Source organism: Corallococcus terminator (assembly GCF_003611635.1).
GTDB classification, from domain to species: domain Bacteria; phylum Myxococcota; class Myxococcia; order Myxococcales; family Myxococcaceae; genus Corallococcus; species Corallococcus terminator.
Window position 1 is genome coordinate 18,441 of sequence record NZ_RAVZ01000034.1, and the last position, 24,859, is coordinate 43,299.

A 24,859-nucleotide genomic window follows, 5' to 3' on the forward strand; every position below is an offset into this window, starting at 1 on the left:
TCAGTCGGCCACGCCCCACAGGCTGACCGTTCCATCTCCGTGCCCCCAGGCGATGCACCGGCCGTCGGGGGAGATGACGGCGTCGCTCGTCTGCATGTCGTCACCGTCACCGTCACCGAACAGCTCCTCCCCTGTGTCGAACCGGTGGACGGAGAAGCCAGAGCCATCTCCCGAGGCGACGAGCAGCGCTCCGTCCGGACTGAAGTCGAGGTTGCAGGCGTAGCCGCCAACCCCGGTCAGCGTCCGCACGACACGACGCGCATGCGCATCCACCACCGTGACCTCGTCCGAGTTTCCGCCAATGACCAGGAGCGGCTGCGTGGGATGGAAGGCGACGCTCCAGGCGATGGGCCACTTCAGGGACAGACGCCACGGTTTGTCCTGTGTGCGCAAATCCCAGAGCCAGAGGCACTCACCTCCCCTTTCATGGGAAGTGCCCACCACCGCCACGAAGCGACCGTCGGGGGAGACGGCGCAGTCCTTCAGGGTGATGTCGGCCTCCATGGCCGCCAGTTCGCGCACCGGTCGCCACGACCGCACATCCCACAGCAGCGCTTCGCCGCCTTCGAACAACACCGCCAGGGTGCCAACCTTGGATGCCCCCAGTCCGATGACGGTGTGGGGCATGGTGGCCTCGTGCTGGAGCGTGCCGTCCTGCGTGGACAGGGCCACAAGCCGGGGCCGCCAGGGCGTGGCGGCCGCGCCCACCGGAGGACCCGCGCCCACGATGAGCTGCCCGACGGACAGGACGTCCACCCTGAACTCGAGGGTCAGGTCCACCGAGCACACAGGCGAGTCCGAGGCCGCACCCTGTGCCCACCAGCGCAGGGGCGACCCCAACCAGCCCTTCACGACGAGCACGGTGCCGGAGGGGTCGAAGGCGAGCTGGTGCCTGGAGCAATGGACGTCGAGCGCGGGACCCAGTCGTCGTACGGGCTTCAAGAGCGTGGCGTTGGCAGGGGTGAGGACGGCCAGGGAGGAAGTCATTTACGAACTCCAGGCGAGAAGGCTTCTGCTCTTTCGACCTCCCCCCGGACCGACGCGGCGGCCGGGACCTGACCCACGTCGTTTCCCGGCCCGCCGCGACGCATGGCGCCACTCCTAGAAATCGGGAATGGCAGGGGCGGGACAACATCCCATCGAGCAGGTTTCCATTGGCAGGCAGGCGCCGGGGACCGCGAGGAACGGTCCTCCACCGCCTGACTTCGACGCACCGCACCGTCTCCGCGCTGGGCCCCAGGAAACATTTCACCCCGCATGTAGGATGGCACCCCACTTCGCGAGAATCCCGGCGGCCATTTCTCACAAAGTGATGCGGGGTCGGAAACTCTCCGCTGGCATTTCGGAGAATAGGGAAAAGCTGGCGCCGAACCTGGCGCCGTTCCTTCGAAATCGAGCCCGCCATGTCCACGCCCATCGGCTACCGCCCGCCTCCGCCTCCCCCGCCGCGGCCCGTCGCGCCTCCGCCCGTCGCGCCGAACCTGGCGAAGAACGGTCAGAAGCCCGCCACGGCACCGGCCGGCTCGCGCGTGGACACGTCGGCGACGGCGCAGGGTTCCGTGCAGTCGAACTCGCGCAATGTGCTGAACGGCCAGTCGAGCTTCGAGGCTGGCGGCGCGCGCTCCGAGGTCAACGGCACCGGCCCGGGCGGCATCAACACCAACGCCTACGTGCAGGGCCCGACGTTCAGCGCGGATGCCTCCGTGGACGCCGACATCGGCCTGTCCGGCATCGACGTGAACGTGCAGGTGGACGTGTCCGCCAACCTGCTGGAAGCGGGCGCCAGCGCCACCAAGACGGTGGAGTTCGAGATCGCCGGTGAGCAGTACTCCGTCGAACTGGACCTCTCCGCGCTGGGCAAGATTGGCGCCGAGGGCAGCATCGACCTGGACCTGCACGTCGGCACCGACGGCGACGTGTCCATCAGCGCCGCGGCGTCCGGCTTCGCGGGCGCGCAGGCCAGCCTCACGGGCGCCATCGAGTTGAAGCACGAGGGTGACACCCTGGCCTCCGCCAGCATCACCGCCAGCGCCAGCGCTGGCGTGAGCGGCGACGCCCACGCGGACATCGGCCTGAACGGCGGCAACCTGGAGTTCGACGTCGGCGTGGAGGCCACGGCCGGCCTGGGCCTGGGCGTCGAGGTGGAAGGCTCCGTCAACCCCGGCAACATCCTCAAGGCGGTCGGCGAGACGGCCGCCGCGGCCGGTGGCGAGATCCTGGAGAACGTGGCCGAGGGCGCCATCAACGCGGGCGGCGCGGTGCTGGACGCGGCCGGCGATGTGTTCTCCGGCGCGGTGGATGCCGCGGGCGACCTCATCGAAGGCGCTGGCGACGTGATTGGCGGGATCGGCGGCGCGGTGGGTGGACTGTTCGACTGATGTCCCCCGGGAGACTGCCCGGCCCTTCCGGGGCTAGGCTATCCTCTTGAGCCATGGCCGTCTCCAAACAGGCAACCTCCGCGGCACGTCTGATGAAGCAGGGCCTCCTCAAGGATGCCGCGCTCGAATTCGAGCGCGCCCTCAAGCAGGACCCGAAGGACGCCGCCGCGATGCTCGGGCTCGCACGTCTGCGCCTCGCGCAGCATGACGAGCCCGCCGCGCGCGCCATGCTCCAGCGGCTCGTGGAGCAGCACCCCAGCCACCCCGAAGCGCTCAGCCACCTGGCCCGGCTCGATGCCGAAAAGGGTGATGCCCGGCAGCTCGCGGTGCTGGAGGCGCTCGCGGCCCAGCCGAAGGCGGGCTTCTTCGAGGTCGTCAACCACGGTCGGGGGCTGCTCGCCCATCACCAGTACCCCGCCGCGATCCCGGTGCTGGAGAAGGCGCTCGCCCTGCAACCGGGCAATCCCCAGACGCTGACGTACCTGGGCATGGCGCTCCAGGGCGACAAGCAACTGGACCGCGCGCTGCGGCGCTACCAGGAGGCCGCGGAGGCCAGCCGCACGGAGCACCTGCCGCTGCTGCTCGCCGCGCGCGTGCAGGTCCTCCAGGGGCACGTGGGCGCCGCGCTGACGACGCTGCAACAGGCCATCCTGCGCAGCCCCCGCGAGCCGTCCCTCATCCGCGAGTTCGCCTCGCTGTGCTTCTTCGCGGGCGCGCCCGAGCCGGCCATCAAGGCCGCCATCGACCTGCGCATGCAGCAGCCCGACAACGCGGACGCCATCTACCTGCACGGGCTTGCGTCCTTCGTGGCCGGCAAGAACGAGGACGCGGATCGCATCCTGCGCGAAGCGCTCGCCAAGGTGCCGGACAACGCCGCCGTGCGCATCGCGCTGGCCAAGGTCCGCCGCCGGCTGGGCGACGACACGGAAGCGCAGACGCTGCTGGAGGCCGCCATCGCCGTCGATCCGTCCGAAGTGGGCGCGGCCAACGACCTCGCGGTGCTGCACCTGTCCCGCCCCGGCGGAGCCACCGCCGCGCGCGCCGTGCTGACCCAGGCGCTGAAGACGCACCCGGACGATGTCGGCGTGCACCTCAACTTGGCCCTGGCCCTGGCGGACACCGACAAGGCCCAGGCCCGGACGCACGCGACGAAGGCCCAGGCCAGCACCGACAAGCACATCCGCGAACAGGCGGACCGGCTCATCGCCGCGCTGGGCGCGAAGTAGTCCCCCTGGCACTCAGGGCCGCTGGCCTCCGGGCGGCCCTGCGCTAGGGTGCGCCGCCATGGCGACTGGCCGGTACTGGTTGATCAAGAGCGAGCCCTCCGTCTACGCGTACGCACGGCTGGAAGCGGACGGACGGACGGAGTGGACGGGCGTGCGCAACTTCGAGGCGCGCAACAACCTGCGGGCCATGAAGCCCGGGGACCTGTGCCTCTACTACCACTCCAACGAGGACAAGGCCGTCGTGGGCGTGGCGCGCGTGCTCACGAAGCCGGGCCCCGACCCCACCGCGCCCGGTGAGGACTGGGCCTCCGTGGACGTGGGCCCCGTGGTCGCCTTCACTGCCCCCGTGACGCTCGCCACCATCAAGGCCACGCCCGCGCTCAAGGACTTCCCGCTGCTCACCCGCAGCCGCCTGAGCGTGACGCCCACCCCCGTGGAGCACTTCGAGCTCGTCCTGGAGATGGGCCGCACGAAGCTGCCCAAGGCCCCCGCGTCCAAGCCGAAGGCGAAAGCGAAGTCCGGGGCCCGCCCATGAGCGCCGCGCGGGAAGTCCGAGCCGACTTCGACCGCGCGTCCATCGTGATGTACCAGGCCTATCCGGACGCCATCGCGGACGTGGCCGTGAAGCAGCAGAAGTTCGGTCCGCCCTTCTCCGTGGGGCGGATGACGTGGATCAAACCCAGCTTCCTGTGGCTCATGCACCGCTCCAACTGGGGCCGCAAGAGCGGGCAGGAGCGCACGCTGGCGGTGCGCATCAAGCGCTCCGGCTGGGAAGAGGCCCTGGGCGCTGGCGTCCTCACCGCCTACGAACCGAAGGCGCACGGCACCCAGGAAGCGTGGCGCAAGGCCTTCGAATCCGCGCCCGTCCACATCCAGTGGGACCCCGAGCGCACCCTGCGCGGCGCGGGCCTGCCCCACGACAGCATCCAGGTGGGCTTGAGCCGCGCCGTCATCCAGCGCTTCGTGGACGACTGGACCGTCTCCATCACGGACCTGACGCCGCTCACGCAGAAGCTGCGCAAGCACCTGGACGACGGGCGCGCGGACCAGGCCACCCGCCTGCTCCCGAAGGAGTCCGTCTACCCGGTACCGCCGGAGCTCGCCCGCCGGCTCGGGATGTAACCGGATGACCGTTCCCTGACGCGAGTTGTTATGTTCTCGCGATGGCGGACACCCCGGACCTGGACACCCTGCGGACAGCCCTCGAACGCGTCGACGACGACATCCTCGACGCGCTCCAGCGGCGCATGGCCCTGGCGGATGACGTGGCGCGCGCCAAGCTGGTGACGGCCTGGCCCTTTCGAGACCCGCAACGCGAGGACCTGCTCCTGCGCAAGCTGCGCGGCCGGGCCGCCGAGCGCGGGTTGGATCCGCATGAGGTGGAGCGCCTCTACCGCGTCATCCTGGACATGTCCGTCGCGCGGCAGCAGGCGCTCGTCACGCGGCTGGACACCACGCCCCTGCGCGTGGGGTATCTGGGCGTCGAGGGCTCCTACAGCCACCTGGCCGCACGCCAGCGCTACGGCCACCGTCCGGGCGGCGTGCTCCTCACCGGCTTCGACTCCGCGCGGCAGGCGGTGGAGGCCCTGAAGAAGGGCGACCAGGACCTGCTCCTGATGCCCATCGAGAACACCACCGCCGGCACCATCAACGAGACCTACGACGTGCTCGCCGCGGGCGATGGCGTCATCACGGGCGAGCTGGTGAGCCAGGTGGATCACCGGCTCCTGGGCGTGAAGGGCGCGAAGCTGGAGGACCTGCGCGAGGTGCTGTCGCATCCGCAGGCCCTGGCCCAGTGCGAGGACTACCTGCGCACGCACGTGCCGTGGGCCCGCGCCGTGCTGGGACCGGACACCGCCGTCGCCGCGCGCACGGTGGCGGACCGCAACGACGTCACGGTGGCCGCCATCGCCAGTGAGTCCGCGGCCAGTCGCTTCGGTCTCGTGGTGCTCGCCAGCGACCTTCAACCCGGCGCCGACTTCACGCGCTTCGTGGAGGTGGGGCGCGAACCCACGCCGCTCGCGCCAGATGTGCCCTGCAAGACGTCGCTGCTGGTGGTGCTGGAACACCGCCCGGGCGCGCTGGGCCAGGTGCTGCAACGGCTCACGCAGCGCGGGGTGAACCTCACCAAGCTGGAGTCGCGCCCCATCCCCGGCGCGCCGTGGCAGTACCGCTTCTACCTGGACGTGGAGGGCCACGCCGCGTCCGCGTCGGTGACTGCGGCGCTGGAGGACTTGCGTTCGCTCACATCGTCGCTGCGCGTGCTGGGCACGTATCCGCGCGCGGAGCCCATCGATGGATGACGCCGCCCCCCGCCGCATCGCCTTCCAGGGTGAGCGCGGCGCGTACGGCGACGAGGCCACGCGGGCCTTCTTCGGCCCCACGGTGGCGTTGGTCCCCTGCCCTTCCTTCCGCGCCGTGCTCGAAGCCGTCGCCGAAGGCCGGGTGGACGGCGGCGTCCTGCCCCTGGAGAGCGCGCTCGCGGGCCCGGTGGCGGAGGTGGTGGACCTGCTGCTGGAGTTCACCCCGCGCCTGTCCGGAGAGATGCGCCTGCGCGTGCGCCACTGTCTGCTCGCGCCGCCAGGGCGTTCGCTCGCGAGCCTCACCCGCGCGCTGTCCCATCCCCAGGCGCTGGCGCAGTGCTCGGGCTGGCTGCGCAAACACCACCTGCAACCGGTGCCGGAGGTGAACACCGCGGTCGCCGCGCGGCGCGTGGGCGAGGAGGCTCCCGCGGGTACGGCGGCCATCGCCAGTCGGGCGGCGGCGGACCTCTACGGCCTGGCGGTCCTCGCCGAAGGCATCGAGGACTCACCGGACAACGCCACCCGCTTCCTCGCGGTGGGCCCGGCCATCCCGCCCCACCTGGGCTCCCGATGGAAGACGTCCGTGGTGCTCACCGTGAACGACGGGCCCGGCGCGCTCGCGGGTGTGCTGGGGGCCTTCGCCGCGCGAGGGGTGAACGTCGCGCGGCTGGAGTCCCGCCCCGGCGGCGTCCGCGCCTGGGACTACCGCTGGTGCCTGGACGTGGACGGCCGCGAGGATGCGGCGTCCGTGCGGGCCGCGTTGGAGGAGGCCCGGAGCGCTTGCACGTCGCTCCAGGTCCTCGGCAGCTACGCGCTCAGCGACTGACCTGCGCGCTGGCCTTGGAGGCCGTCCCGTCGCCGTTCTTCACGGCTTCCGTGTACGCGCCGCGCACGATGTTCGTGTAGCGCTGGAGCGCGCCCAACTGCTCCAGGCGCAGCGCCTGCGGACCGTCGCACAGGGCGATCTCCGGGTGCGGGTGGAAGTCCACCAGCACCATGGACGCGCCCGCGATGAGGCCCTGGCCAATGGCGTGGAAGATGTCCGGCAGCCCGTCCGGCGGGGCCTCCGCGCGCCCGATGGCGTGCGAAGGATCCACGCACACCGGCATGCGCGTCAGCCGGCGCACGACGGGCACGTGCGCGAAATCCACCATGTTGCGGTGCGGGTCGCCCAGGTGCGTCTTCACGCCGCGCAGGCAGAAGACGATCTTCGGGTTGCCCTCGCTCGCCACGTACTCGCACGCGTTGAGGGACTCCTCCAGCGTGATGCCCATGCCGCGCTTGAAGAGCACCGGGAACGCGCGCTGCTGGCCAATGCTCTTGAGCAGCTCGAAGTTCTGCGCGTTGCGCGTGCCCACCTGGAGCATCACGCCCGTGGGATTTCCCGCCTGCTTGAGCGCGTCGTTGATCTCATCGATGTGGCGCGGGTTCGTCACCTCCATCGCGACCACCTTGATGCCGTGCTTGCCCGCGGACTCGAACACCCACGGCAGGCACTTGGCGCCCAGGCCCTGGAACTCGTAGGGGTTCGTGCGCGGCTTGTACGCCCCCATGCGCGTCGTCTGGATGCCGCAGCGCGCGAGCGCCGCCATCATCGAGTCCACGCTCTCCAGCGAATCCACCGCGCACAGGCCCGCGAAGATGTTCACGGAGCTGTCATCGAAGGACACGCCGTTGTACTCGAAGCCCGCCGTGGTGCGCTGGCCGCCGTGCCGGCCGATGATCCGGTACTTCTGCGACACGCGCACCACCTGGCGCACGCCGGGAAGCTGCTGGAACGGCTCCAACGGCACCTGCGCGGTGGAGCCCAGCAGGTACAGCTCCGTGATGGTGGACTCGGCGCCCTGGACCACGTGCGCGCGGGGCGTGACGCCCTCGTACTGCGAAGCCAGATGGAGGACGGCATTCACGACGGATTCCGGGGAATCCGGCTCGAGCATCACGATCATGCGAAGGGTTCTCCTGAAGAAGGGCGTCCAGTCGGCATTCAACACCCACGGCGCGCCCTTTCCCTCCGCTTTTATGGAAAATTGAAACGGGACGGCTCAGGAGGAAGCGGGGCGCAGGCGGGTCGCAAGCTGGGCGTAGTGCTCCTGCTGGGTAGGGTCACCCAGGTGCTCCCACACGTCCGCCAGGGCCTTGGCGGCCTCGACGTAGGCGGGGGACAGCTCCAGCGCCAGTTCGAAGACCTGCCGGGCCAGCCGGTAGCGGGCCTTGTCCGGGCGCCGTCCCTGGGTCAGGAGCGCGTTACCCAGGTGGTAGACCTCCACGGCGGCGGCCTCGCGGTAGCCGGGGGTGGGGTTGAGCTGCACGGCGCGCTCCATCAGGAGGGCGGCGGCTTCCGGCTCGCCCAACTCCAGTTGGCAGAGGGCGGCCTCGCGCAGGGGGTCGGCGGCGGTGGGCTCCAGTTCGACGGCGCGCTGGAAGCCCTTCAGGGCCTCCGCGGTCCGGCCCAACTGCTTGAGCGCGGACGCCTTGGCGGTGAGCGCGGGAAAGTGACGTGGATCCACGGCGAGGACCTGATCGAACGACTGGACCGCGGCCTCGTGGTTGCCGGACATGGAACGGTGGACGCCCTCGTTGAACGCCGCGAACAACAACGACCTGGACATCGTTCCCCCAGGGAACAGGGTTGCGAGGGCCCCGCATCCGCACGCGGCCCGAAAGCGCTAGCCTGTCACCGGGGAACACCGCTCCGCAAAGCCGCGCCCCTGCCCCGGCTGATGGCATCCATCGCGTTGCGCTGATGACGCGCGCGCCCCTCGTGGGTACGACGGGTTGCGGCGTCGGCGATTCGCCACTGTCCGGAACCGGTATTCCTGCGTTACGCCGCTGGATTCCAGGCGGCGGATTGTTCCCCTGGGAGGGCCCCATGCTCGTGTTCGAGATCGTCATCGCGCTGCTGCTCGGAGGCGCGCTGCTCGCGGCGCTGTCCCGGCGGATTGGCACGCCCTACCCGGCGCTGGTCGCGTTCGCGGGGGCGGTGCTGGCGCTCGTGCCAGGGACGCCGGAGCTGGTGTTGGATCCGGAGCTGGCGCTCACGCTCTTCGTCGCGCCGGTGCTGCTGGACGCGGCCTTCGACGCCTCGCCCCGGGACCTGCGGGCGAACTGGCGGCCGGTGGTGGGGCTGGCGCTGGGCGCGGTGGTGCTCACGGTCATCGCGGTGGCGGTCGCGGTCCACTGGCTCGTGCCGGACATGCCCTGGGCGGCGGCCATCGCGCTGGGCGCCATCGTCGCGCCCCCGGACGCGGCGGCGGCCACTGCGGTGTTGAAGCAACTGCGGCCTCCGCACCGACTGCTCGTCATCCTCGAAGGCGAGAGCCTCTTCAACGACGCCAGCGCCCTGCTCATCTACCGGCTCGCGCTGGGGGCCGTGGCGGCGGGGGGCATCCTGGGCTGGAGCGCGCTGCCCATGCTGCTCATCGTCACGGTGGGCAGCGTGGTGCTGGGGTACGTGCTCGCCAGGGTCACCCTCGCCGTGAACCGGTTCATCGAGGACGTGTCCACGGCGGTCATCGTGCAGTTCGGTAGCACGTTCGCGGTGTGGATCCTCGCCGAGCGGCTGCACCTGTCCGGCATCCTCACGACGGTCGTCTACGCGATGACGGCCTCGCGGATCGCGGCCCTGGTGACGCCCGCTCGGATCCGCATCCCGGCGTACGCGGTGTGGGAGGTGGCGGTGTTCGTGTTGAACGTGCTCGCCTTCATCCTCGTGGGCTTCCAGCTCAAGTCCATCGTCGCGCGGCTCGACCGGCCCACGTGGCTGGAGTACGCGGGCATCGCGGCGGTGGTGACCGGGGTGGCCATCCTCGCGCGCATCGTCTGGGTGATGGGCGTGGCGGCGCTTGGCCGCTGGCGCGAGCGCCGGACCTCCGCCAAGACCCCGGGCAGCGCCCACGCGGTCGCGCTGTCACCGCGCGCGGCCATGCTGGTGGGCTGGTGCGGAATGCGCGGCATCGTGACGCTCGCGGCGGCCCTGGCCCTGCCGACCGGTGGCGAGGCAAGCCCCCCGTTCCCCTACCGGGACCTCATCCTCTTCACGTCCTTCGCGGTGGTGCTGGGCACGCTCGTCCTCCAGGGCATGACGCTGCGGCCCCTGATGACGCGCCTGAAGCTGGACGACGACGGCGCGGTCGACCACGAGGTGAGGCTCGCCCGGGTGCAGACCCTGCGCGCGGCGCTGGATGCGACCGACGCCTCTCCGGGCACGGAGATGGCGGCCCTCGTGCGGCGGCGGTACGAGCTCCAGCTCCAGCGGGCGAAGCAGTTGCTGGAAGGGCGCGCGGAAGCACCCGCCGAAGCCCGTCCGGGCGGGGCAGCGGCCCCCTGGGGACCACCCTCCGCCGACGCGGACATGGTGCGCACCGCGATGGCGGCCGAGCGGCGGCGGCTGCTGGAGCTGCGCGCGAACGGGACCATCGGGGATGCCGCGTTCCAGCAGGTGGAGCAGGAGCTGGACTGGGCGGAGCTCGACCTCCAGCAGATCCTGCGCGCGGAAGCCGCCGAGCACTGACCGTCGGACGACGTGTCACCCCCGGGCTTCTTCCTCCATGGCCGCGACGAAGCCGGTCGTGAAATCCGGGTAGCGGGGCGTCCAGCCCAGGGCCTCCAGCTTCGCGCCGCTGATGGCCCGGTCCCCGCGCAGGGATTCATGGAGCGACTCGAAGGGGACGCGGGGCGGCATGGGGAGGGACAGGTGCTGGCAGAGCCAGGTGGCCGTCTCCTCCTGGGTCGCGGGGCGCCGGTCCGCCACGCAATACATGTCCCCAGGAGCACCGCGTTCGAGCACCACCCGAACGGCCTCCACCAGGTCATCCACATGGACGCGGGACAGCCGACCGCCACCGGACTCGGGAATGCGCAGCGTGCCCGCCTTCAGCCGTCCTGAGGTCCCACGGCCAGGGCCGTAGATGCCCGCGATGCGCATCACGCTCGCGCCCAGGGGAAGGAAGCACGCCTCCGCCTCCAGCCGGGCTCGCGCGACGGAGGACGTCATGTCCACGGGCGTCGTCTCATCCACGTGTCCGCGCGCGGAGCCATACACGCCCGTGGACGACAGGTAGACGAGCCGGGAAGGCCGGGCCCGGGACAGCACGTCCGCGAAGTGCGCATCCAGCCCGGCTTCGGGAGGGACCGAGTCCACGACGTGGGCCCCCTCGACCCGCGCCAGGGCATCTTCGAGCGATAGCACCCGCACGCCCGCGCCTTCCAGCACCGCGCGGCGCGACGCATCCCGCGTGGTCGCGAGGACCTCACGGCCACAGCGCGCCTCCACCCGCGCGAACCGCGTGAGCGTGTAGCCACAGCCGAGCAGGATGAGCGGAGCCGTCATACCCTCCGCGATATCGGCCAACCCCCGTCCCACGCAAGAGGGGCCCCGCCACGCAACCCGTCGTCGCGGATCCAGCCCAAGCTCCAGGGGCGCAAGGCAGCCCCCGCAAACGGAACGGCCCTCCTTCCATCCGCTGGAAGAAGGGCCGTCGTTCACGCATTCCCGCCCGAGGACACGGGCAGGAGCGGCGCTAGAACTCGGCGCTCGCGCGAGGATCGATGATGCCGCACTCCTTGATCTTGTAGAGCAGCGCCTTGTAGCTGATGCGCAGCTTGCCGGCGGCGCGGCGCTTGTTCCACGCGGTGCGCTGGAGCATGGCCAGTATCGCTTCACGCTCCGCGAGCATCGCGGCGCGCTTGCCAATGTCCTTGAGCGACAGCTCCCCGGCCGGAGGCGGCGGAGGCGGCGGCTGGGGCGCGTCGAACGGATTGGCGTAGCGCTGGGGCGCCACGGCATTGAACGGCGAAGCGTCCGACACCAGGGCCACCGGAGGAGGCGTCACCGTGCCGCGCGCGGGCATCTCCAGCACCTGCACGCCCGAGCCATTCGAGGACGCCATCTGGGACGGAGGGGCCGCGAAGACACGGGCCGGCTCGTCGTAGTGACGCGAATGCGAAGGCGGAGGGCTGAAATCGTCACCCGCGAAGGACGTGGGCAGCGACGGAGCGCTCGCCGGGGTCCGGCCACCCCCTCGAATCTCGTCCAGCACCAGCGTCGGATCCTTCAGCACGCACAGGCGGCGAACCATGTTCTCCAGCTCGCGCACGTTGCCCGGCCACTCGTAGTCCGTGAAGGCGTGGAGCACTTCCGTGGGCAGCTCGGAGACGCCCGCCATGAAGCCCTTGCCGTACTTCTTCAGGAAGTGGTCGGTGAGCGGCACCACGTCCTCGCGGCGCTCGCGGAGGGGCGGCAGGCGGATGGCCACGACGTTGAGGCGGTAGTACAGGTCCTCGCGGAAGTTGCCGAGCGCGATCTCCTTCTCCAGGTCGCGGTTGGTCGCCACCACCACGCGGCTGTCCACGCGAACGCTCTTCTTGCCACCGACGCGGAAGAACTCCTCGTCCTGCAGCACCTGGAGCAGCTTCGCCTGGAGGCGGATGGCCATCTCGCCAATCTCGTCCAGGAAGATGGTGCCCTGGTCCGCCAGTTCGAACTTGCCCGGCTTCTCCGCCGTGGCGCCCGTGAAGGCACCGCGCTCGTGGCCGAACAGCTCGCTCTCCAGCAACTCACCCGGCAGCGCCGCGCAGTTCACCTTGATGAAGGGGCGACCATGGCGCTGGCTGCGCGCGTGGATCTCACGGGCGATCACTTCCTTGCCCGTGCCGGACTCACCGAGCAGCAGCACCGGCACGTCCGTGTCCGCGATGCGCTCCACCAGCGCGCGGGCCCGGCGCATGGCCGGCGACGTGGAGATGAGCACGCGAGCCTCCGCCGCGGCCTCCGCCGACGTCAGCATCACGCGGGGCGCGGGAGGCACCGGCGCCGAAATCTGGCGCTCCGGCACGCGGGTCCCCAGGGCACGCGCGAGCACGTCCTGCAGCTCGTCGTTGCCGAAGGGCTTCGCCAGATAGTCGGACGCGCCCATCTTCAGCGCCCGCACCGCGTCGTCCGCGCCGGACAGCGCGCTCAGCACGATGACCGGGGCATTGCCGCCGTTGCCCCGGTAGCGGCGCAGAACCTCCAGGCCGCTCATCTCCGGCATCACCACGTCCAGCAGCACCGCGTCGAACGAGCCACCGGAGAGCATCTCCAGCGCCTGGGAACCGCCCGACGCACACCGCACCTGGTAACCCGAGCTGCCCAACAGCTCGGACAGGAACGTGCGCACCGACTCTTCGTCATCCACCACCAGCACCGCGATCCGATCCATCCCCACGCCTCCGCTCGCCCTGTGCATCAAATCCTCAGTGAACTTCATCAGACCGACAACAGCCGGGCCGGACCGGCCGCCCGCCGAATCTCACGTGTACGCCTCAAGGTCAGCAGTGCCGCGCTCAGCAACTGGGTGGGAGCCCCCACCGTGTCCGGGAAGCTGACCGCCCCCAGATCCAGCGCCGTGCGCACCACGCGACCCTCCATCTGGAACCGTGCCGCCTCGAACCGGGCCTCCACCCGCGCCAGCACCTCTGGCACCGACTCCGCGGGCGTGCCCGGCAGCAGCATCGCGAACTCACTGTCCCCCACCCTCGCCACCGCGTCCGCCTCACGCACCGTCTGCCCCAGCACCACCGCGCTGTAGACGAGCAGCCGCTCCGCCATGGACCTGCCGTGCTCCTTGCGAAGCGCGCTCCAGCCACTCACCTCCGCCGCCACCACGGAGAAGGTGCCCCCGTAGCGCTCCGTCCTCCGGGCCTCCAGGCCGATGAGCGCCAGCAGGAAGGGCCGGTTGTAGAGGCCCGTCACCGGATCATGCAGCGCCAGCGCCGTGCCGGCCTCTTCACCGGCCGCCGCGCGCTCCACCGACTGCTTGAGCCGCATCTGCGCGTGCAGCTTCATGGACAGCTCCGCGCCATCCACCGTGCGCGGCACCACGTCCACGCACTGCCCCTTCTCCACGCAGAAGCGCCAGGCATCCCGGTCGTGCGAATCCACCAGGTACAGCATCGGCACCGTGCCCTTGCTCACCTGCCGCAGGCGCCGCGCCGTCTGCACCGCCGAGTAGTCCGGCGGCTGGGCGGCGAGCAACACCGCGTCCGGGCGGATCACTTCGAAGAGCGGCACCGCCGCGTCGAAACGCGTGAGCGGAACCACGCGAAAGCCCGCCTCGCCCAGGAGCGCCCGGGTGCGCTCCAGGTCCTCCGCCCGAGGCTCCACCAGCAACACCGTAGGAGGCTGCCCCGACTTTCCTGTCCGCTTGCGCTTCAGACCCACCGCCGTGCCCTCCCTTCCTGGAATTTCTGCCCCACCGCCCCTCCCGACCGCCCAGATTTACAGCCTCGTCACTTTTGCGCCCTTCGTATCCCCCCGGATTTCTTGGAGAAGGGCACTTTGTTACCCATCCTGGCCCACGGTTTTAGCAATGGGTGTGCCATTCATCACCTCACGGAGGCGCGCTTCGAGGACCTCTGGATCCACGCGGTATTTGAAGGCGGGGACGCCTTCAATCAGGACCACGGGGATGTCGTAACGCCAGGTCTCGAAGAGCTCCGGGCTCTGGAGGATGTCGGTGACGTAGAGCTCGAAGGGCAGTCGGGCCTGCACCTCCTCCACCACGGCACGGGCCTTCTCACAGAGGGAACACCGGGGTTTCGAGTAGATATCGACGCGCATGCGTTGCAGGATGGGCGTTCGATGCGCGGCGTGTCTGGTGATTTTTCGACGATGCCCCTCAAGGACCTGGTCGTCCACCTCGGGAATCGCCGGTCCACCGGCACCCTGAACGTGGAGCGGGGAGACGTGCGCAAGCAGTTGCTGCTGCGCGACGGACACGTCATCACCGCCAGCTCCAACCAGCCGCGCGAATACTTCGGTCAGTTCCTCATCAACATGGGGCACCTGACCGAGGACCAGTTGGAGCGAGCGTTCGCCACCCAGGCGGAGACGCACATCCTCTTGGGGAAGATCCTGATCATGACGGGCTCGGTGACGGAAGCCACCGTGCGCACCACGCTCTCCCACAAGTTCCGGGAGATGCTGCTGGATGCCTTCACCTGGGAAGAAGGCGGCTTCGACTTCCGGGCCACGGACGTCGCCCCGGAGCTGGAGGGCCTGGACGTCAGCGTGGACCTGCTGGACGTGCACCGCGAGGGCGAGTTCCGTGAGACGGCGTGGCAGGCCATCCGCGCGGTGTTCCCCTCCGGCGGGGTGCGGCTGGAGGTGGACGAGCGGAAGCTCGCGGACCGCAAGGCCGGCAGCATGGACGACCGCATCGTCCAGCTCGCGCGCGAGGGGCTGAGCATCGACGGCATCGCGCTGGCGCTGCACGCCACCGACTTCTTCCTCTACCAGCGCCTGTACGCGCTCTACCGGCAGGACGCGCTGAGGGTGTCGGACGAAGCGCCCCTGCCCGCCCCGGAGCGCGGCGCGCCCACCGTGGTGGTGGTGGAAGAGGATGACGACGACGAGAACGGGGGCGGCGTCATCGGCTCCGAGTCCTCGTCGGACGAGGTGCTCCAGGCCGCCCAGCTCTTCCTCGACGCGGGCAACCTGCGCGACGGCGAAGCGCTGGCCCGGAGGGCTCACGAAATCTCACCGTCCGAGCACACCCAGAAGCTCCTGCGCGACGCGGAGGCCCGGCTGCTCGCGGAGCTGCGCAAGGCGCTGATGGAGCCCTCGCGCGTGCCGACGCTGCGGGTGTCCGCGCCGCACCTGAAGACGCTGCCCCTGTCCTCCCCGGAGCGCTACCTGCTGTCGCGCATCGACGGGAAGCGCGACGTGGCGGCCATCGTGCACGTCTCGCCGTTGCAGGAGCTGGAGGCGCTGAAGTTCTTCCAGGGCTTCGTGGACACGGAGCTCGTGAAGCTCACCCTGCGTCCGCTGTCCTGATCAGTGCTTGCCGGCGGCGCCCGCCGGGGCCGTCACTTCCACGGGCGCGGGGATGCGCTCCAGGGCGAGCCGCAGGGCCTCGCGGCCCAGGTAGGAGCCGCGGATGCGCCACTTCGGATCATTGACGATGAGGGCGGCCACGGCCACGCGGGGATTGTCCTTGGGTGCGAAGCCGACGAACCACGAGTAGTCGCGGAAGGGCTCGCGGTCCGCGAGCGTGCCCGTCTTGCCCACGGCGTCCTTCACCTGGAAGCCGCGCTCGCGGAACACGGCGCGCGCGGTGCCATGGGTGACGGTCTCCTCCAGCATGCGCGTGAGGGCGTGCGCGGCGGTGGGCGTGAGCACGGGCTCCGGCTCCGGCAGGGGCATGAAGGGCTCCGGCTCCACCAGCACCGGATCCACCCAGCGGCCCTCGTTGGCGGCCACCGCGGCCAGCAGCGCGCCGTGCAGCGGCGACAGGTACACGTCCCCGAAGCCCGCGCCGGTGTTGGCCAGCGCGAAGCCGTCCTCCGGGATGTACGCCAGCGACACGTCCAGGGGCTGGGCGAAGGGGATCTCGCGGTTGAAGCGCATGCGCGCGGCCATCCGCTTGAGGGCGTCCGCGCTCAGGTGCTTGTTCGTCATCTTGGCGAAGATGACGTTGGCGCTCTTGCCCATGGCCAGCGCCAGCGAATAGCAGGCGCCGTCGCGGTCGGTGTCCGCAAGCTGCCGCTCGGAGAGGCTGCGCTTGCCGCCGTGGAAGCACGACTCGGTCTCCGGCGCCACGCCGGCCTCCAGGAGCGCGCTGCCGGTGACGATCTTGAAGATGCTCGCGGCGGGGAACACCGCGCGGATGGGCAGCCCGCGCAGTTCGGGCTTCGCCTCGGAATGCTCCGCCATCGCCAGGACGCGGCCCGTGGAGGGATCCAGCACCACCGCGGCGCCGTAGGGCACCTGGTAGTTCTGCATGATCTTCGTGAGTGACGCCTGGAGGCCGGGGTCGATGGTGAGCACCTGATCCGGCGCGCTCTTGCCCCCCTTCACGACGAGCTTGTTGCCTTCCAGCTTCGCGCGCGCCACCAGGTCCTGCGCCCGGGGCAGGCCCTGCATCTTGCCGAACGGAGGCGCCTTCTCCCGCGAGGGCACCGGCGACGGAGGAACCATGCCGGGCTCGAAGGACACGTCGCTCTTCGAGGACAGCGCCTCCGCCAGCGCGCGAGCATCCACCGGGCGCGTGTCCACGCCCTGCCCCGCCGGAGCCGCGGGCACGCCGGGCGTCACGTCCGCCGGGGTGGCCGCGAGGTGGGCACCGGCGGCCCCCGCGTCCGGAGCACCGGAGCCCTGCGCGAGGTTCGAGCCAGCGGCCTTCGCGTCCGGCGCACCAGCGTCTGGAGCCAGCCCGACCGCCGCCGTGGACGCCGCCGCGCGCTGCTCGGCCTCCACCTTCTCCACCAGGGCATGGGCGCCCACGGGGCCCGCGTCCGTCTCCAGCGCGTTGAGCGCGGCGGCCAGCGTCTGGGCATCCGAAGGGGCGACGGCCGCGGAGGGCACGACGCCAGCGTCCGGGGCCGAGGCGCCCAGCAGCATCGAGAGGGGAAACAGCGGCAGGGCGGCGAGGAAGCGGCGAATCGTCATGCTTCGGGGCTCTCCTTGGGGGGGCAGGGAGCAGGCCGCCGAATCGTAGCCGTTGAGGGCGCGCTGTCCACGGCTTGCTCCCTCGACTGCTTCGTTCGTCCGGGAGAAACCTGGGAAGGTGCCCGGAGGTCCAGTAGGGTCCTGTGCACCTTGGACGGACCTAAAGAGATGATGGTGATCTGGGCCGCGGAGCTGCGCCGGGCGGTGCGCAGTGGCCGCGCGCTCGTGCTGCTCGGGCTCTACAGCATGTTCTCCGCGCTGGTGCTGCTCGTCGTGGGCTTCGTGACCCGCGAGCTGCAAGGCCAGGTGAACGAGAAGCTCATGGAGGCCGGCGCAGACTCGGAGGCCACCGCCCGCGCCGCGGACGAGATGCAGCAGGGCGTGCTGGGCTTCCTCACCAGCAACGACACCGCGATGATGCAGGCGCTGTCGCAGGTGCCCATCGTCGTCCTCATCGTCTTCAAGATCACCCTCTTCTTCCTCCCCGCCTACATCGCGCTGATGGGCTTCGACCAGGTGAGCGGCGAGGTGGGCCCGCGCTCCATCCGCTACCTCACCGTGCGCGCGCGCCGCTCGTCGGTGCTGCTGGGCAAGTTCCTGTCCCAGGCCACGCTGCTGCTGGGGCTGGTGCTGGTCATCGACCTGGCCATCTTCGTCTACGCGCGCATCCTCAACCCGGACTTCGCCTTCGGGGTGCTGGCGACGAACCTCCTGAAGTTCTGGGGCGCGACCATCGTGTTCTCGCTGGCGTACGTGGCCCTCACCACCCTGTGCTCCAGCCTGTTCCGCAGCCCGGCCGTGAGCCTCGTCTTCAACTTCATCCTGCTGTTCGTCTTCTGGCTGATGGACTCCGTGGGACGCGCCGTGGCCGACACCAGCCCCGTGCGCTTCGTGCGCTACCTGTCCCCGTCGTACTACTCGGGCAACCTGCTGCACCCGCAGCTCGCCGAGTTCGCCGGCAGCGGTGGGGCCTACGCCGCCTTCGCGGCCATCTTCCTGGTGGGCGCCTACGGCGTCCTGCGCGCGAGGGACCTGTGAGCGACCTGGCCATTGAACTGTCGGGCGTGTCCAAGCACTTCGGACCCAAGGTCGCCGTCAACGCGGTGAGCCTCACGGTGCGCCAGGGCGACGTCTTCGGTCTCATCGGGCCCAACGGCGCCGGCAAGACGACCACGTTCTCCATGATGTGCGGCTACCTCTACCCGTCCGCAGGCTCCCTCAAGGTGATGGGCGTGTCGCCCACCACGCCCGGCGCCCTCAAGGGCCGCGTGGGCGCGCTGCCCCAGGACGCGGTGCTGCCGCCGGGCTGGGAGGTGGGCGCGCTGCTCATGTACTGGGCGCGGCTGTCGGACCTGCCCCAGCCGGAGCATGAAGCGCGCGGCGCCCTGGAAAAGGTGGGCCTGATGGAGGCCTGGAAGGTGCAGACCCAGGCCCTCAGCCACGGCATGGCCAAGCGGGCCGCCATGGCCCAGGCCCTCATGGGGCGCCCTCCCCTCGTGCTCCTGGATGAGCCCACCGCTGGCCTGGATCCGCGCATCGCCGCCCAGGTGCGTCAGGTCATCAAGGACATGAAGGGCACGCAGACCGTCGTCGTCTCCAGCCACAACCTCCAGGAGCTGGAGGAGCTGTGCGACGCGGCCGCCATCCTCGACAAGGGCTCGCTCGCGCAGGCCGGCACCATGTCCGAGCTCACCGGCCAGGGCGCCGAGTTCCGCGTCCAGATTGCCCGGGGCGACGTCATCATCCCGGAGATCACCTCCCTGCCCGGCGTCATCGGCGCGCGCATGGAAGGCACCGACGTGCTGTGCGTGCGCTTCGACGGCCAGGCCCACAAGGCCGAGGAGGTCATCAGCCGCACCGTGGGCCACCTCATCCAGCACCAGACGTTGATCCTCGGCGTTAGCCGGGGCCGCCGCCTGGAGGACCGCGTCCTCCAACTGCTGTAGGCCCGCGCCCCACGGACGCTCACCCCGCCTTGCGCACCCAGCCCACATAGTGGGTGCCCCGCCGCTCCAGGCGGACGAGTTCGTTGCCGGTCGCCTCGCACCACGCGGGCAGGTCCGCCTCCAGCCCCCGGTCGGTGGACACCAGCTCCACCAGCGTCCCGGGCGCAAGGCGCCGCATCGCCTTCGCGATTTCGAGGATGGGCACCGGGCAGAAGGCCCCGGAGGTATCCACGCGCACACCTGCTTCCATGGGCTCGCATCCTGTCATGGGCGCCGAACGCACGCGGGCTCGTGATGAGAGGGAATTTTGATCCACCCCGCGTCGTTGTCCGCCCCTTCGGGAGCTTCCGGATGTGGCGGACGCAGGCGGTCATCGCGGCTTGCGTGTCTGGAATTCCCTCTGTTAAGTACGCCGCCCTTTCCCTACCCAGACACCCGCTTGGGCCCTTCGGAGTCGGACCTATGGCGCAGGAGCATTCCCAACCCATGAAGCCCAATGTCATCGTGGCCCTGTTGGTGGGCCTGGTGCTCGGGTTCGTTGGCGGCCGTGCCGCCAGCGGCTCGAAAGCCACCCCCACCCCCGGCAGCACGCCCACCGTCGCGCAGGCGGCCAAGCCCGGCGCGCGCCAGGTGGACCCCACCGTCTTCAAGGTGCCCATCGACGGCGCCCCGGTGAAGGGCAGCGTCAACGCGCTCGTCACCATCGTGGAGTTCTCCGACTACGAGTGCCCGTTCTGCAGCCGCGCGCACAACACCGTCGTGCAGCTCCAGAAGGACTACGGCAGCAAGCTGCGCGTGGTGATGCGCCAGAACCCGCTGTCCTTCCACGCGCACGCCAAGCCCGCGGCCCTCGCCGCGCTCGCGGCCGGTGAGCAGGGCAAGTACTGGGACATGCACGACCTGCTCTTCGCCAACCAGAAGAAGCTGGATGGGGAGAGCCTGGAGAAGTACGCCCGGGAGATCGGCCTGGACGTCGCGAAGTGGAAGGAGGACATGACCGCGTCCCGTCTGTCCGACGTCATCGCCAAGGAGCAGGCCCTGGCCTCGCAGTTGGGCGCCAACGGCACGCCGGCCTTCTTCATCAACGGCCGCTTCCTGTCGGGCGCGCAGCCCATCGACAACTTCAAGAGCCTCATCGACGAGGAGCTCGCCAAGGCCGAAGGCCTGGTCAAGAGCGGCGTCGCCCCTGGTCAGGTCTACGCGCGCACCATCGAGAAGGGCGTCGAGCGCGCCCCGTCGCGTCCCCAGGGCAACGCGGAGCCCGCCGCCGCCGCGAAGAAGGTGGAAGTCCCCGCGAACGCGCCGTCGTTCGGCCCGGCCACCGCGAAGGTCACCATCGTGGAGTGGTCCGACTTCGAGTGCCCGTTCTGCAGCCGCGCGGTGCCCACGCTCAACCGCATCAAGGAGACCTACGGCAAGGACGTGCGCGTGGTGTTCCGCCAGCAGCCGCTGCCCATGCACCCGAACGCGAAGATCGCCGCCCAGGCGTCGCTCGCCGCCCACGAGCAGGGCAAGTTCTGGGAGATGCACGACAAGATGTTCGCCAACCAGCGCGCGCTGGATCGCAACTCCCTGGAGAAGTACGCCGAGGAGCTGAAGCTGGACATGGCGAAGTTCAAGGCCGCCCTGGACAGCGGCAAGTTCAACGCGCAGGTCGCGGCGGACTCCGATGCGGGCAGCGCGGTGGGCGCCAATGGCACCCCGGCCTTCTTCATCAACGGCCGCTTCCTGTCGGGCGCGCAGCCCTTCGAAGCCTTCAAGCCCCTCATCGACGATGAGATCGCCAAGGCCGACAAGGCGCTGGCCGCCGGCACCAAGGCGGAGGACCTCTACGCCAAGCTGAACCAGGACAACGTGAACGCCGCCCCGGCCGCCCCCGCGGCGCCCGCCGAACCGGCCGTGCAGAAGGTGGACGTGGGCAACGCGCCGGTGCGCGGTCCCGCCAAGGCCCCGGTGACCATCGTCGCCTGGTCCGACTTCGAGTGCCCGTTCTGCAGCCGCGCGGTGCCGACGCTGGAGCAGGTGGAGAAGGCCTACGAGGGCAAGGTGAAGATCGCCTTCAAGCACCAGCCGCTGCCCTTCCACCAGCACGCCAAGCTCGCCGCGAAGGCCTCCATGGCCGCCCACGAGCAGGGCAAGTTCTGGCAGATGCACGACAAGCTCTTCGCCAACCAGCGCGCGCTGGATCGCGAGTCCCTGGAGAAGTACGCGCAGGAGCTGAAGCTGGACATGGCCAAGTTCAAGTCCGGCCTGGACAGCGACAAGTTCGACGCGCAGATCGACGCGGACATGGCCACCGGCTCCGCCCTGGGCGCGAACGGCACGCCCACGTTCTTCATCAACGGCCGCACCCTCGTGGGCGCCCAGCCCTTCGACGCCTTCAAGCGCGTCATCGACGAGGAGCTGAAGAAGGCCGGCGCGGTCGCGGCGGACGCGAAGTAATCCGCTTCACTGAAGCCTGAAGCACTGAAGGCCGTCGGCTCCCACAGCGGGAACCGGCGGCCTTCGTGTTTCCAGCGCTTCGCGTCCCCTCAAGCCGGGGGCGTCAGGAGACGGCGATGGCGTCGATCTCCACCTTGGAGCCGCGAGGCAGCGCGGACACCTGCACGGTGGCGCGGGCCGGGGGCGCGCCGGTGAAGGCGCGGCCGTACACCTCGTTCACCTTGGCGAAGTCGCCCAGGTCGGTGAGGAAGATGGTGCAGCGCACGACGTGGGAGAAGTCCAGGCCGCTGGCGGCGAGCACCGCCTTGAGGTTCTCCATCACGCGCTCGGCCTGCGCGACGACGTCACCGGGGACGATCTCCATCGTCTTGGGGTCCAGGGGAATCTGCCCGGACAGGAACGTCAGCTTCCCGGCGTCCACCTGCACGGCCTGGGAGTAGGGGCCAATCGCCTTGGGGGCGTCGTCGGAGTGGATTGCCTTGCGCGCCATGCAGCACACCTCGCGTTGAGGCGGCCCCGAAAGGACATCAGGGGCCGCGGGTCCGCCGCGCGCTGTAGCACATCCAGGCCAGGGCTAGATTCGCTCGACGGAGTAGACGCCCGTCAAACGCTCGATGGAGCGCATCAGGTCCGTGAGCTGCTTGAGGTCGGAGATGGTGACCTCGAAGGTGTTCACCGCCCGGTCATCGCCCGTGGCCCGGCAGTTCGCCTGGGAGATGTTGACGCTCTTCTTGGAGAACGTGTGGGTGATGTCCGCCAGCAGGCCCGGCCTGTCCGCCGTCAGTACGCGCAGCGTGACGGGCCGCTTGAAGTCGCCCTTCACGTCCCAGGACACGTCCACGCGCCGCTCGGGGTCGGTGGCCAGGGCCTTCTCACACCCCACCGTGTGCACCGTCACGCCCCGCCCCCGGGTGATGAACCCCGCGATGGGGTCCCCGGGAACGGGGTTGCAACAGCGCCCGAAGCGCACCAGCACGTCGTCCACGCCGCCAATCTGGACGCCGCTGCGGCTGTTGCGGCCCACCAGCCGCTTGGCCAGGTCCGTCATGCGCGACAGGCCCGGCAGCATGGACGTGTTGCCCGTCCCGTTGCCGTTGCCGTTCCCATTGCCGGCATCCGGCCGAGGGGGCGGCTCCGCCTGCGCCAGCTTGTCCTGCGGCACGATTCGCTGCACCAACTGCTGCGGCGTCACCTTGCCGTAGCCAATGGCCACGAGCAGGTCGTCCTCGACGCGGAAGCCCAGCTCCTCGGCCACCTTCTTGAGCTCGCCGGACTTCATCTGCTTGTTGAAGTTGAGCTGGAAGCGCTTGAACTCGCGCTCCACCAGCTCACGGCCCAGTTGCAGGCTCTTGTCCCGCTGCTGCTGCTTGATGAACCCGCGGATGCGCTGCTGCGCGCGGCTCGTCTTGACGAAGGTGAGCCAGTCCTTGGACGGGTGCGCCTGCGGGCTGGTGAGCACCTCCACCGTGTCGCCGTTCTTCAGCTTGTAGCGCAGGGGGACGATCTTCCCGTTCACCTTGGCGCCCACGCACCGGCCGCCCACGTCCGAGTGGATGGCGTACGCGAAGTCCACCGGCGTCGCCCCGCGCGGCAGGCTGCGCACGTCGCCCTTGGGCGTGAAGACGAAGACTTCGTCGGTGAAGAGGTCCACCTTCACCGTCTCGAGGAACTCCTTGGGGTCCTTGAGGTCCTGCTGCCACTCCATCAACTGGCGCAGCCAGGCGAACTTCTCGTCATCCTTGGAGATGGGCGCGCGGCCCTCTTTGTAGGCCCAGTGCGCGGCGATGCCCTCTTCGGCGATCTTGTGCATCTCCGAGGTGCGGATCTGCACCTCCACGCGTTCGCTCAACGGACCAATCACCGTGGTGTGCAGGGACTGGTACATGTTGGGCTTCGGGATGGCGATGAAGTCCTTGAAGCGCCCCGGCACCGGCTTCCACATCTGGTGCACCATGCCCAGCGCCTCGTAGCAGGCGGGCACGGCGGGCGCGATGATGCGGAAGGCGATGATGTCGTGGATCTGATCGAAGTCGATGCCTTGCGACTTGATCTTCTTCCAGATGCTGTAGACGTGCTTGAAGCGACCGCTGACGTCGCCCTTGAGGCCGCGCTCCTGGAGCTTGGCGCGCATCAGGTCGCACGTGTCCTCGATGTACGCCTCGCGCTCCTTCTTGCGCTTGTTGAGCTGCTCCTCCAGCGCGAAGAACTCCTGGGGCTTCACGTAGCGGAAGGACAGGTCCTCCAGCTCCGTCTTGATCCAGGAGATGCCCAGGCGGTTGGCCAGGGGCGCGTAGATGTCCAGCGTCTCCTGTCCGATGCGGGCCTGCTTCTCCTCGGACATGTGATCCAGCGTCCGCATGTTGTGCGTGCGGTCCGCCAGCTTCACGAGGATGACGCGGATGTCCTGCGCCATCGCGATGATCATCTTGCGGAAGTTCTCCGCCTGCTTCTCCTCCTGGGAGAGCGTCGCGGACGCGGAGAACTTGGACAGCTTCGTCACGCCGTCCACGAGCTGGGCGACTTCGGGCCCGAAGAGCTCCGTGAGCTCTTCCGCGGTGGCGAGCGTGTCCTCGATGGTGTCGTGGAGCAGGCCGGTGACGATGGACGCCTCGTCCAGCTTGAGCTCCGCGAGGATGCCCGCCACCTCCAGGGGATGAATCAGGTAGGGCTCACCGGACTTCCGGAGCTGCCCCTGATGGACCTTGGCCGAGTAGACGTACGCCTTCTTGATGATGTCCAGGTCGGGGTCCGGGTGGTACGACGCAACCCGCTGCAGGATGTCGTTCAGGCGAATCATCGAGGCGGTGGCAATCGTAACTGCCTCAAACAGCAGGGGCAACGTTCCCCTGGAACATCGTACTTCCTTCACGGGCGTTGGAAGCCTGGAGCGCTGGTTCCGGCAGCCTGCCGGCTTTCATTGACCCGACGTTTCAGGCCCCCCTAGATTGGCCCCAAGACCATGTCTCAGCTCCTGTTGTCCGCGCTCCCGGTGGTCTGCCCGAATTGTGACGGGTACAACCCGCCACGCTCGGCCACCTGTGTGCTCTGCGGCCAGGCGCTGGAAGAGGCCGCTCCCGCCCCCCGTCGGACGCCCGCGCCGGCGGTGATGCGGCCGGTGACGCCCCCTCCGGGC

The 24,859-nt window shown here is 69.8% G+C and carries 22 protein-coding genes; 11 read left to right on the top strand and 11 right to left on the bottom strand.

Features of this window, described 5'->3' with window-relative positions; all coding sequences use genetic code 11:
* A complete protein-coding gene (locus D7V88_RS07710) occupies positions 1 to 987 on the bottom strand; it encodes a WD40 repeat domain-containing protein (RefSeq protein ID WP_120539957.1) in 987 nt (328 codons plus the stop codon).
* A gap of 416 nt (positions 988 to 1,403) precedes the next feature.
* Between D7V88_RS07710 and D7V88_RS07715 the strand changes: the two genes are divergently transcribed.
* Genes D7V88_RS07715 through D7V88_RS07740 form a run of 6 tightly spaced genes read left to right on the top strand, consistent with a single transcriptional unit; the run spans position 1,404 to position 6,733 of the window.
* Positions 1,404 to 2,378, top strand: coding sequence for a Circumsporozoite protein (locus D7V88_RS07715; protein ID WP_120539958.1), 975 nt, complete (start codon positions 1,404 to 1,406; stop codon positions 2,376 to 2,378).
* 53 nt (positions 2,379 to 2,431) lie between these two features.
* Positions 2,432 to 3,604 carry a tetratricopeptide repeat protein gene (locus D7V88_RS07720; protein ID WP_120539959.1) on the top strand — a complete coding sequence of 391 codons (1,173 nt, stop codon included), beginning with the start codon at positions 2,432 to 2,434 and terminating at the stop codon, positions 3,602 to 3,604.
* Positions 3,605 to 3,662: 58 nt separating this feature from the next.
* Positions 3,663 to 4,139 carry an EVE domain-containing protein gene (locus D7V88_RS07725; protein WP_120539960.1) on the top strand — a complete coding sequence of 159 codons (477 nt, stop codon included), beginning with the start codon at positions 3,663 to 3,665 and terminating at the stop codon, positions 4,137 to 4,139.
* Positions 4,136 to 4,726 (top strand): DUF4291 domain-containing protein, encoded by a 591-nt coding sequence (locus D7V88_RS07730; RefSeq protein WP_120539961.1) that lies wholly within the window; start codon positions 4,136 to 4,138, stop codon positions 4,724 to 4,726. Before D7V88_RS07725 ends, D7V88_RS07730 begins: the two co-directional genes overlap by 4 nt.
* Before the next feature lie 41 nt (positions 4,727 to 4,767).
* Positions 4,768 to 5,907 carry a prephenate dehydratase gene (gene pheA, locus D7V88_RS07735; protein ID WP_120539962.1) on the top strand — a complete coding sequence of 380 codons (1,140 nt, stop codon included), beginning with the start codon at positions 4,768 to 4,770 and terminating at the stop codon, positions 5,905 to 5,907.
* A complete protein-coding gene (locus D7V88_RS07740; protein WP_120539963.1) occupies positions 5,900 to 6,733 on the top strand; it encodes a prephenate dehydratase in 834 nt (277 codons plus the stop codon). The genes pheA and D7V88_RS07740 overlap by 8 nt, the downstream gene beginning before the upstream one ends.
* Here D7V88_RS07740 and D7V88_RS07745 read toward each other — a convergent pair.
* Together D7V88_RS07745 and D7V88_RS07750 are read right to left on the bottom strand one after the other, a co-directional pair.
* Positions 6,723 to 7,856, bottom strand: coding sequence for a 3-deoxy-7-phosphoheptulonate synthase (locus D7V88_RS07745; protein ID WP_120539964.1), 1,134 nt, complete (start codon positions 7,854 to 7,856; stop codon positions 6,723 to 6,725). The genes D7V88_RS07740 and D7V88_RS07745 overlap by 11 nt on opposite strands.
* Before the next feature lie 96 nt (positions 7,857 to 7,952).
* A complete protein-coding gene (locus D7V88_RS07750; protein ID WP_120539965.1) occupies positions 7,953 to 8,519 on the bottom strand; it encodes a tetratricopeptide repeat protein in 567 nt (188 codons plus the stop codon).
* A gap of 260 nt (positions 8,520 to 8,779) precedes the next feature.
* Between D7V88_RS07750 and D7V88_RS07755 the strand changes: the two genes are divergently transcribed.
* Entirely contained in the window at positions 8,780 to 10,420 is a 1,641-nt protein-coding gene (locus D7V88_RS07755; protein WP_120539977.1) for a cation:proton antiporter, read from the top strand.
* 15 nt (positions 10,421 to 10,435) lie between these two features.
* On the opposite strand, the gene D7V88_RS07760 is transcribed toward D7V88_RS07755, so the two are convergent.
* The 4 genes from D7V88_RS07760 to D7V88_RS07775 all read right to left on the bottom strand — a co-directional run bounded on the left by D7V88_RS07760 (position 10,436) and on the right by D7V88_RS07775 (position 14,509).
* On the bottom strand, positions 10,436 to 11,239 hold the full coding sequence (locus D7V88_RS07760; protein WP_120539966.1) for an NAD-dependent epimerase/dehydratase family protein: 804 nt from the start codon (positions 11,237 to 11,239) through the stop codon (positions 10,436 to 10,438).
* A 190-nt stretch (positions 11,240 to 11,429) separates the two neighbouring features.
* The gene (locus D7V88_RS07765; RefSeq protein ID WP_120539967.1) at positions 11,430 to 13,109 is read right to left on the bottom strand and encodes a sigma-54-dependent transcriptional regulator; all 1,680 of its coding nucleotides are present in this window, start codon (positions 13,107 to 13,109) and stop codon (positions 11,430 to 11,432) included.
* A gap of 47 nt (positions 13,110 to 13,156) precedes the next feature.
* Positions 13,157 to 14,110 (bottom strand): GGDEF domain-containing protein, encoded by a 954-nt coding sequence (locus D7V88_RS07770; protein WP_208726168.1) that lies wholly within the window; start codon positions 14,108 to 14,110, stop codon positions 13,157 to 13,159.
* Between the two features lie 120 nt (positions 14,111 to 14,230).
* Complete coding sequence (locus tag D7V88_RS07775) at positions 14,231 to 14,509, bottom strand: glutaredoxin family protein (RefSeq protein ID WP_120539969.1); 279 nt, start codon at positions 14,507 to 14,509, stop codon at positions 14,231 to 14,233.
* A gap of 21 nt (positions 14,510 to 14,530) precedes the next feature.
* Here D7V88_RS07775 and D7V88_RS07780 point away from each other — a divergent pair, with 21 nt between their 5' ends.
* The gene (locus tag D7V88_RS07780) at positions 14,531 to 15,724 is read left to right on the top strand and encodes a DUF4388 domain-containing protein (RefSeq protein ID WP_120539970.1); all 1,194 of its coding nucleotides are present in this window, start codon (positions 14,531 to 14,533) and stop codon (positions 15,722 to 15,724) included.
* On the opposite strand, the gene D7V88_RS07785 is transcribed toward D7V88_RS07780, so the two are convergent.
* Entirely contained in the window at positions 15,725 to 17,338 is a 1,614-nt protein-coding gene (locus D7V88_RS07785) for a penicillin-binding transpeptidase domain-containing protein (RefSeq protein WP_120539971.1), read from the bottom strand. It lies immediately after the preceding gene.
* Positions 17,339 to 17,509: 171 nt separating this feature from the next.
* On the opposite strand from D7V88_RS07785, the gene D7V88_RS07790 reads away from it, so the two are divergent.
* Complete coding sequence (locus D7V88_RS07790; RefSeq protein ID WP_120539978.1) at positions 17,510 to 18,376, top strand: ABC transporter permease; 867 nt, start codon at positions 17,510 to 17,512, stop codon at positions 18,374 to 18,376.
* Positions 18,373 to 19,284: an ABC transporter ATP-binding protein gene (locus D7V88_RS07795; RefSeq protein ID WP_120539972.1), complete on the top strand. Its 912-nt coding sequence runs from the start codon at positions 18,373 to 18,375 to the stop codon at positions 19,282 to 19,284. The genes D7V88_RS07790 and D7V88_RS07795 overlap by 4 nt, the downstream gene beginning before the upstream one ends.
* A gap of 19 nt (positions 19,285 to 19,303) precedes the next feature.
* Here the strand turns inward: D7V88_RS07795 and D7V88_RS07800 are convergent, their stop codons facing one another.
* Positions 19,304 to 19,534, bottom strand: a complete 231-nt coding sequence (locus D7V88_RS07800) for a sulfurtransferase TusA family protein (RefSeq protein ID WP_120539973.1) — start codon at positions 19,532 to 19,534, stop codon at positions 19,304 to 19,306.
* 236 nt (positions 19,535 to 19,770) lie between these two features.
* Between D7V88_RS07800 and D7V88_RS07805 the strand changes: the two genes are divergently transcribed.
* A complete protein-coding gene (locus D7V88_RS07805; RefSeq protein ID WP_120539979.1) occupies positions 19,771 to 21,726 on the top strand; it encodes a DsbA family protein in 1,956 nt (651 codons plus the stop codon).
* A gap of 103 nt (positions 21,727 to 21,829) precedes the next feature.
* On the opposite strand, the gene D7V88_RS07810 is transcribed toward D7V88_RS07805, so the two are convergent.
* Both D7V88_RS07810 and D7V88_RS07815 read right to left on the bottom strand, forming a co-directional pair.
* Positions 21,830 to 22,216 carry a RidA family protein gene (locus tag D7V88_RS07810; RefSeq protein WP_120539974.1) on the bottom strand — a complete coding sequence of 129 codons (387 nt, stop codon included), beginning with the start codon at positions 22,214 to 22,216 and terminating at the stop codon, positions 21,830 to 21,832.
* An 84-nt stretch (positions 22,217 to 22,300) separates the two neighbouring features.
* The gene (locus tag D7V88_RS07815) at positions 22,301 to 24,523 is read right to left on the bottom strand and encodes a RelA/SpoT family protein (protein WP_120539975.1); all 2,223 of its coding nucleotides are present in this window, start codon (positions 24,521 to 24,523) and stop codon (positions 22,301 to 22,303) included.
* Positions 24,524 to 24,859 lie beyond the last annotated feature (336 nt).

Bases quoted from the DNA above. Each gene is read 5' to 3' on its own strand.
- D7V88_RS07810 (WP_120539974.1), bottom strand. From the start codon at position 22,216: ATGGCGCGCAAGGCAATCCACTCCGACGACGCCCCCAAGGCGATTGGC.
- pheA (WP_120539962.1), top strand. From the start codon at position 4,768: ATGGCGGACACCCCGGACCTGGACACCCTGCGGACAGCCCTCGAACGC.
- D7V88_RS07740 (WP_120539963.1), top strand. From the start codon at position 5,900: ATGGATGACGCCGCCCCCCGCCGCATCGCCTTCCAGGGTGAGCGCGGC.
- D7V88_RS07730 (WP_120539961.1), top strand. From the start codon at position 4,136: ATGAGCGCCGCGCGGGAAGTCCGAGCCGACTTCGACCGCGCGTCCATC.
- D7V88_RS07800 (WP_120539973.1), bottom strand. From the start codon at position 19,534: ATGGAAGCAGGTGTGCGCGTGGATACCTCCGGGGCCTTCTGCCCGGTG.
- D7V88_RS07805 (WP_120539979.1), top strand. From the start codon at position 19,771: ATGAAGCCCAATGTCATCGTGGCCCTGTTGGTGGGCCTGGTGCTCGGG.
- D7V88_RS07710 (WP_120539957.1), bottom strand. From the start codon at position 987: ATGACTTCCTCCCTGGCCGTCCTCACCCCTGCCAACGCCACGCTCTTG.
- D7V88_RS07775 (WP_120539969.1), bottom strand. From the start codon at position 14,509: ATGCGCGTCGATATCTACTCGAAACCCCGGTGTTCCCTCTGTGAGAAG.
- D7V88_RS07750 (WP_120539965.1), bottom strand. From the start codon at position 8,519: ATGTCCAGGTCGTTGTTGTTCGCGGCGTTCAACGAGGGCGTCCACCGT.
- D7V88_RS07780 (WP_120539970.1), top strand. From the start codon at position 14,531: ATGCGCGGCGTGTCTGGTGATTTTTCGACGATGCCCCTCAAGGACCTG.
- D7V88_RS07745 (WP_120539964.1), bottom strand. From the start codon at position 7,856: ATGATCGTGATGCTCGAGCCGGATTCCCCGGAATCCGTCGTGAATGCC.
- D7V88_RS07720 (WP_120539959.1), top strand. From the start codon at position 2,432: ATGGCCGTCTCCAAACAGGCAACCTCCGCGGCACGTCTGATGAAGCAG.
- D7V88_RS07815 (WP_120539975.1), bottom strand. From the start codon at position 24,523: ATGATTCGCCTGAACGACATCCTGCAGCGGGTTGCGTCGTACCACCCG.
- D7V88_RS07785 (WP_120539971.1), bottom strand. From the start codon at position 17,338: ATGACGATTCGCCGCTTCCTCGCCGCCCTGCCGCTGTTTCCCCTCTCG.
- D7V88_RS07790 (WP_120539978.1), top strand. From the start codon at position 17,510: ATGGTGATCTGGGCCGCGGAGCTGCGCCGGGCGGTGCGCAGTGGCCGC.
- D7V88_RS07760 (WP_120539966.1), bottom strand. From the start codon at position 11,239: ATGACGGCTCCGCTCATCCTGCTCGGCTGTGGCTACACGCTCACGCGG.
- D7V88_RS07725 (WP_120539960.1), top strand. From the start codon at position 3,663: ATGGCGACTGGCCGGTACTGGTTGATCAAGAGCGAGCCCTCCGTCTAC.
- D7V88_RS07755 (WP_120539977.1), top strand. From the start codon at position 8,780: ATGCTCGTGTTCGAGATCGTCATCGCGCTGCTGCTCGGAGGCGCGCTG.
- D7V88_RS07765 (WP_120539967.1), bottom strand. From the start codon at position 13,109: ATGGATCGGATCGCGGTGCTGGTGGTGGATGACGAAGAGTCGGTGCGC.
- D7V88_RS07715 (WP_120539958.1), top strand. From the start codon at position 1,404: ATGTCCACGCCCATCGGCTACCGCCCGCCTCCGCCTCCCCCGCCGCGG.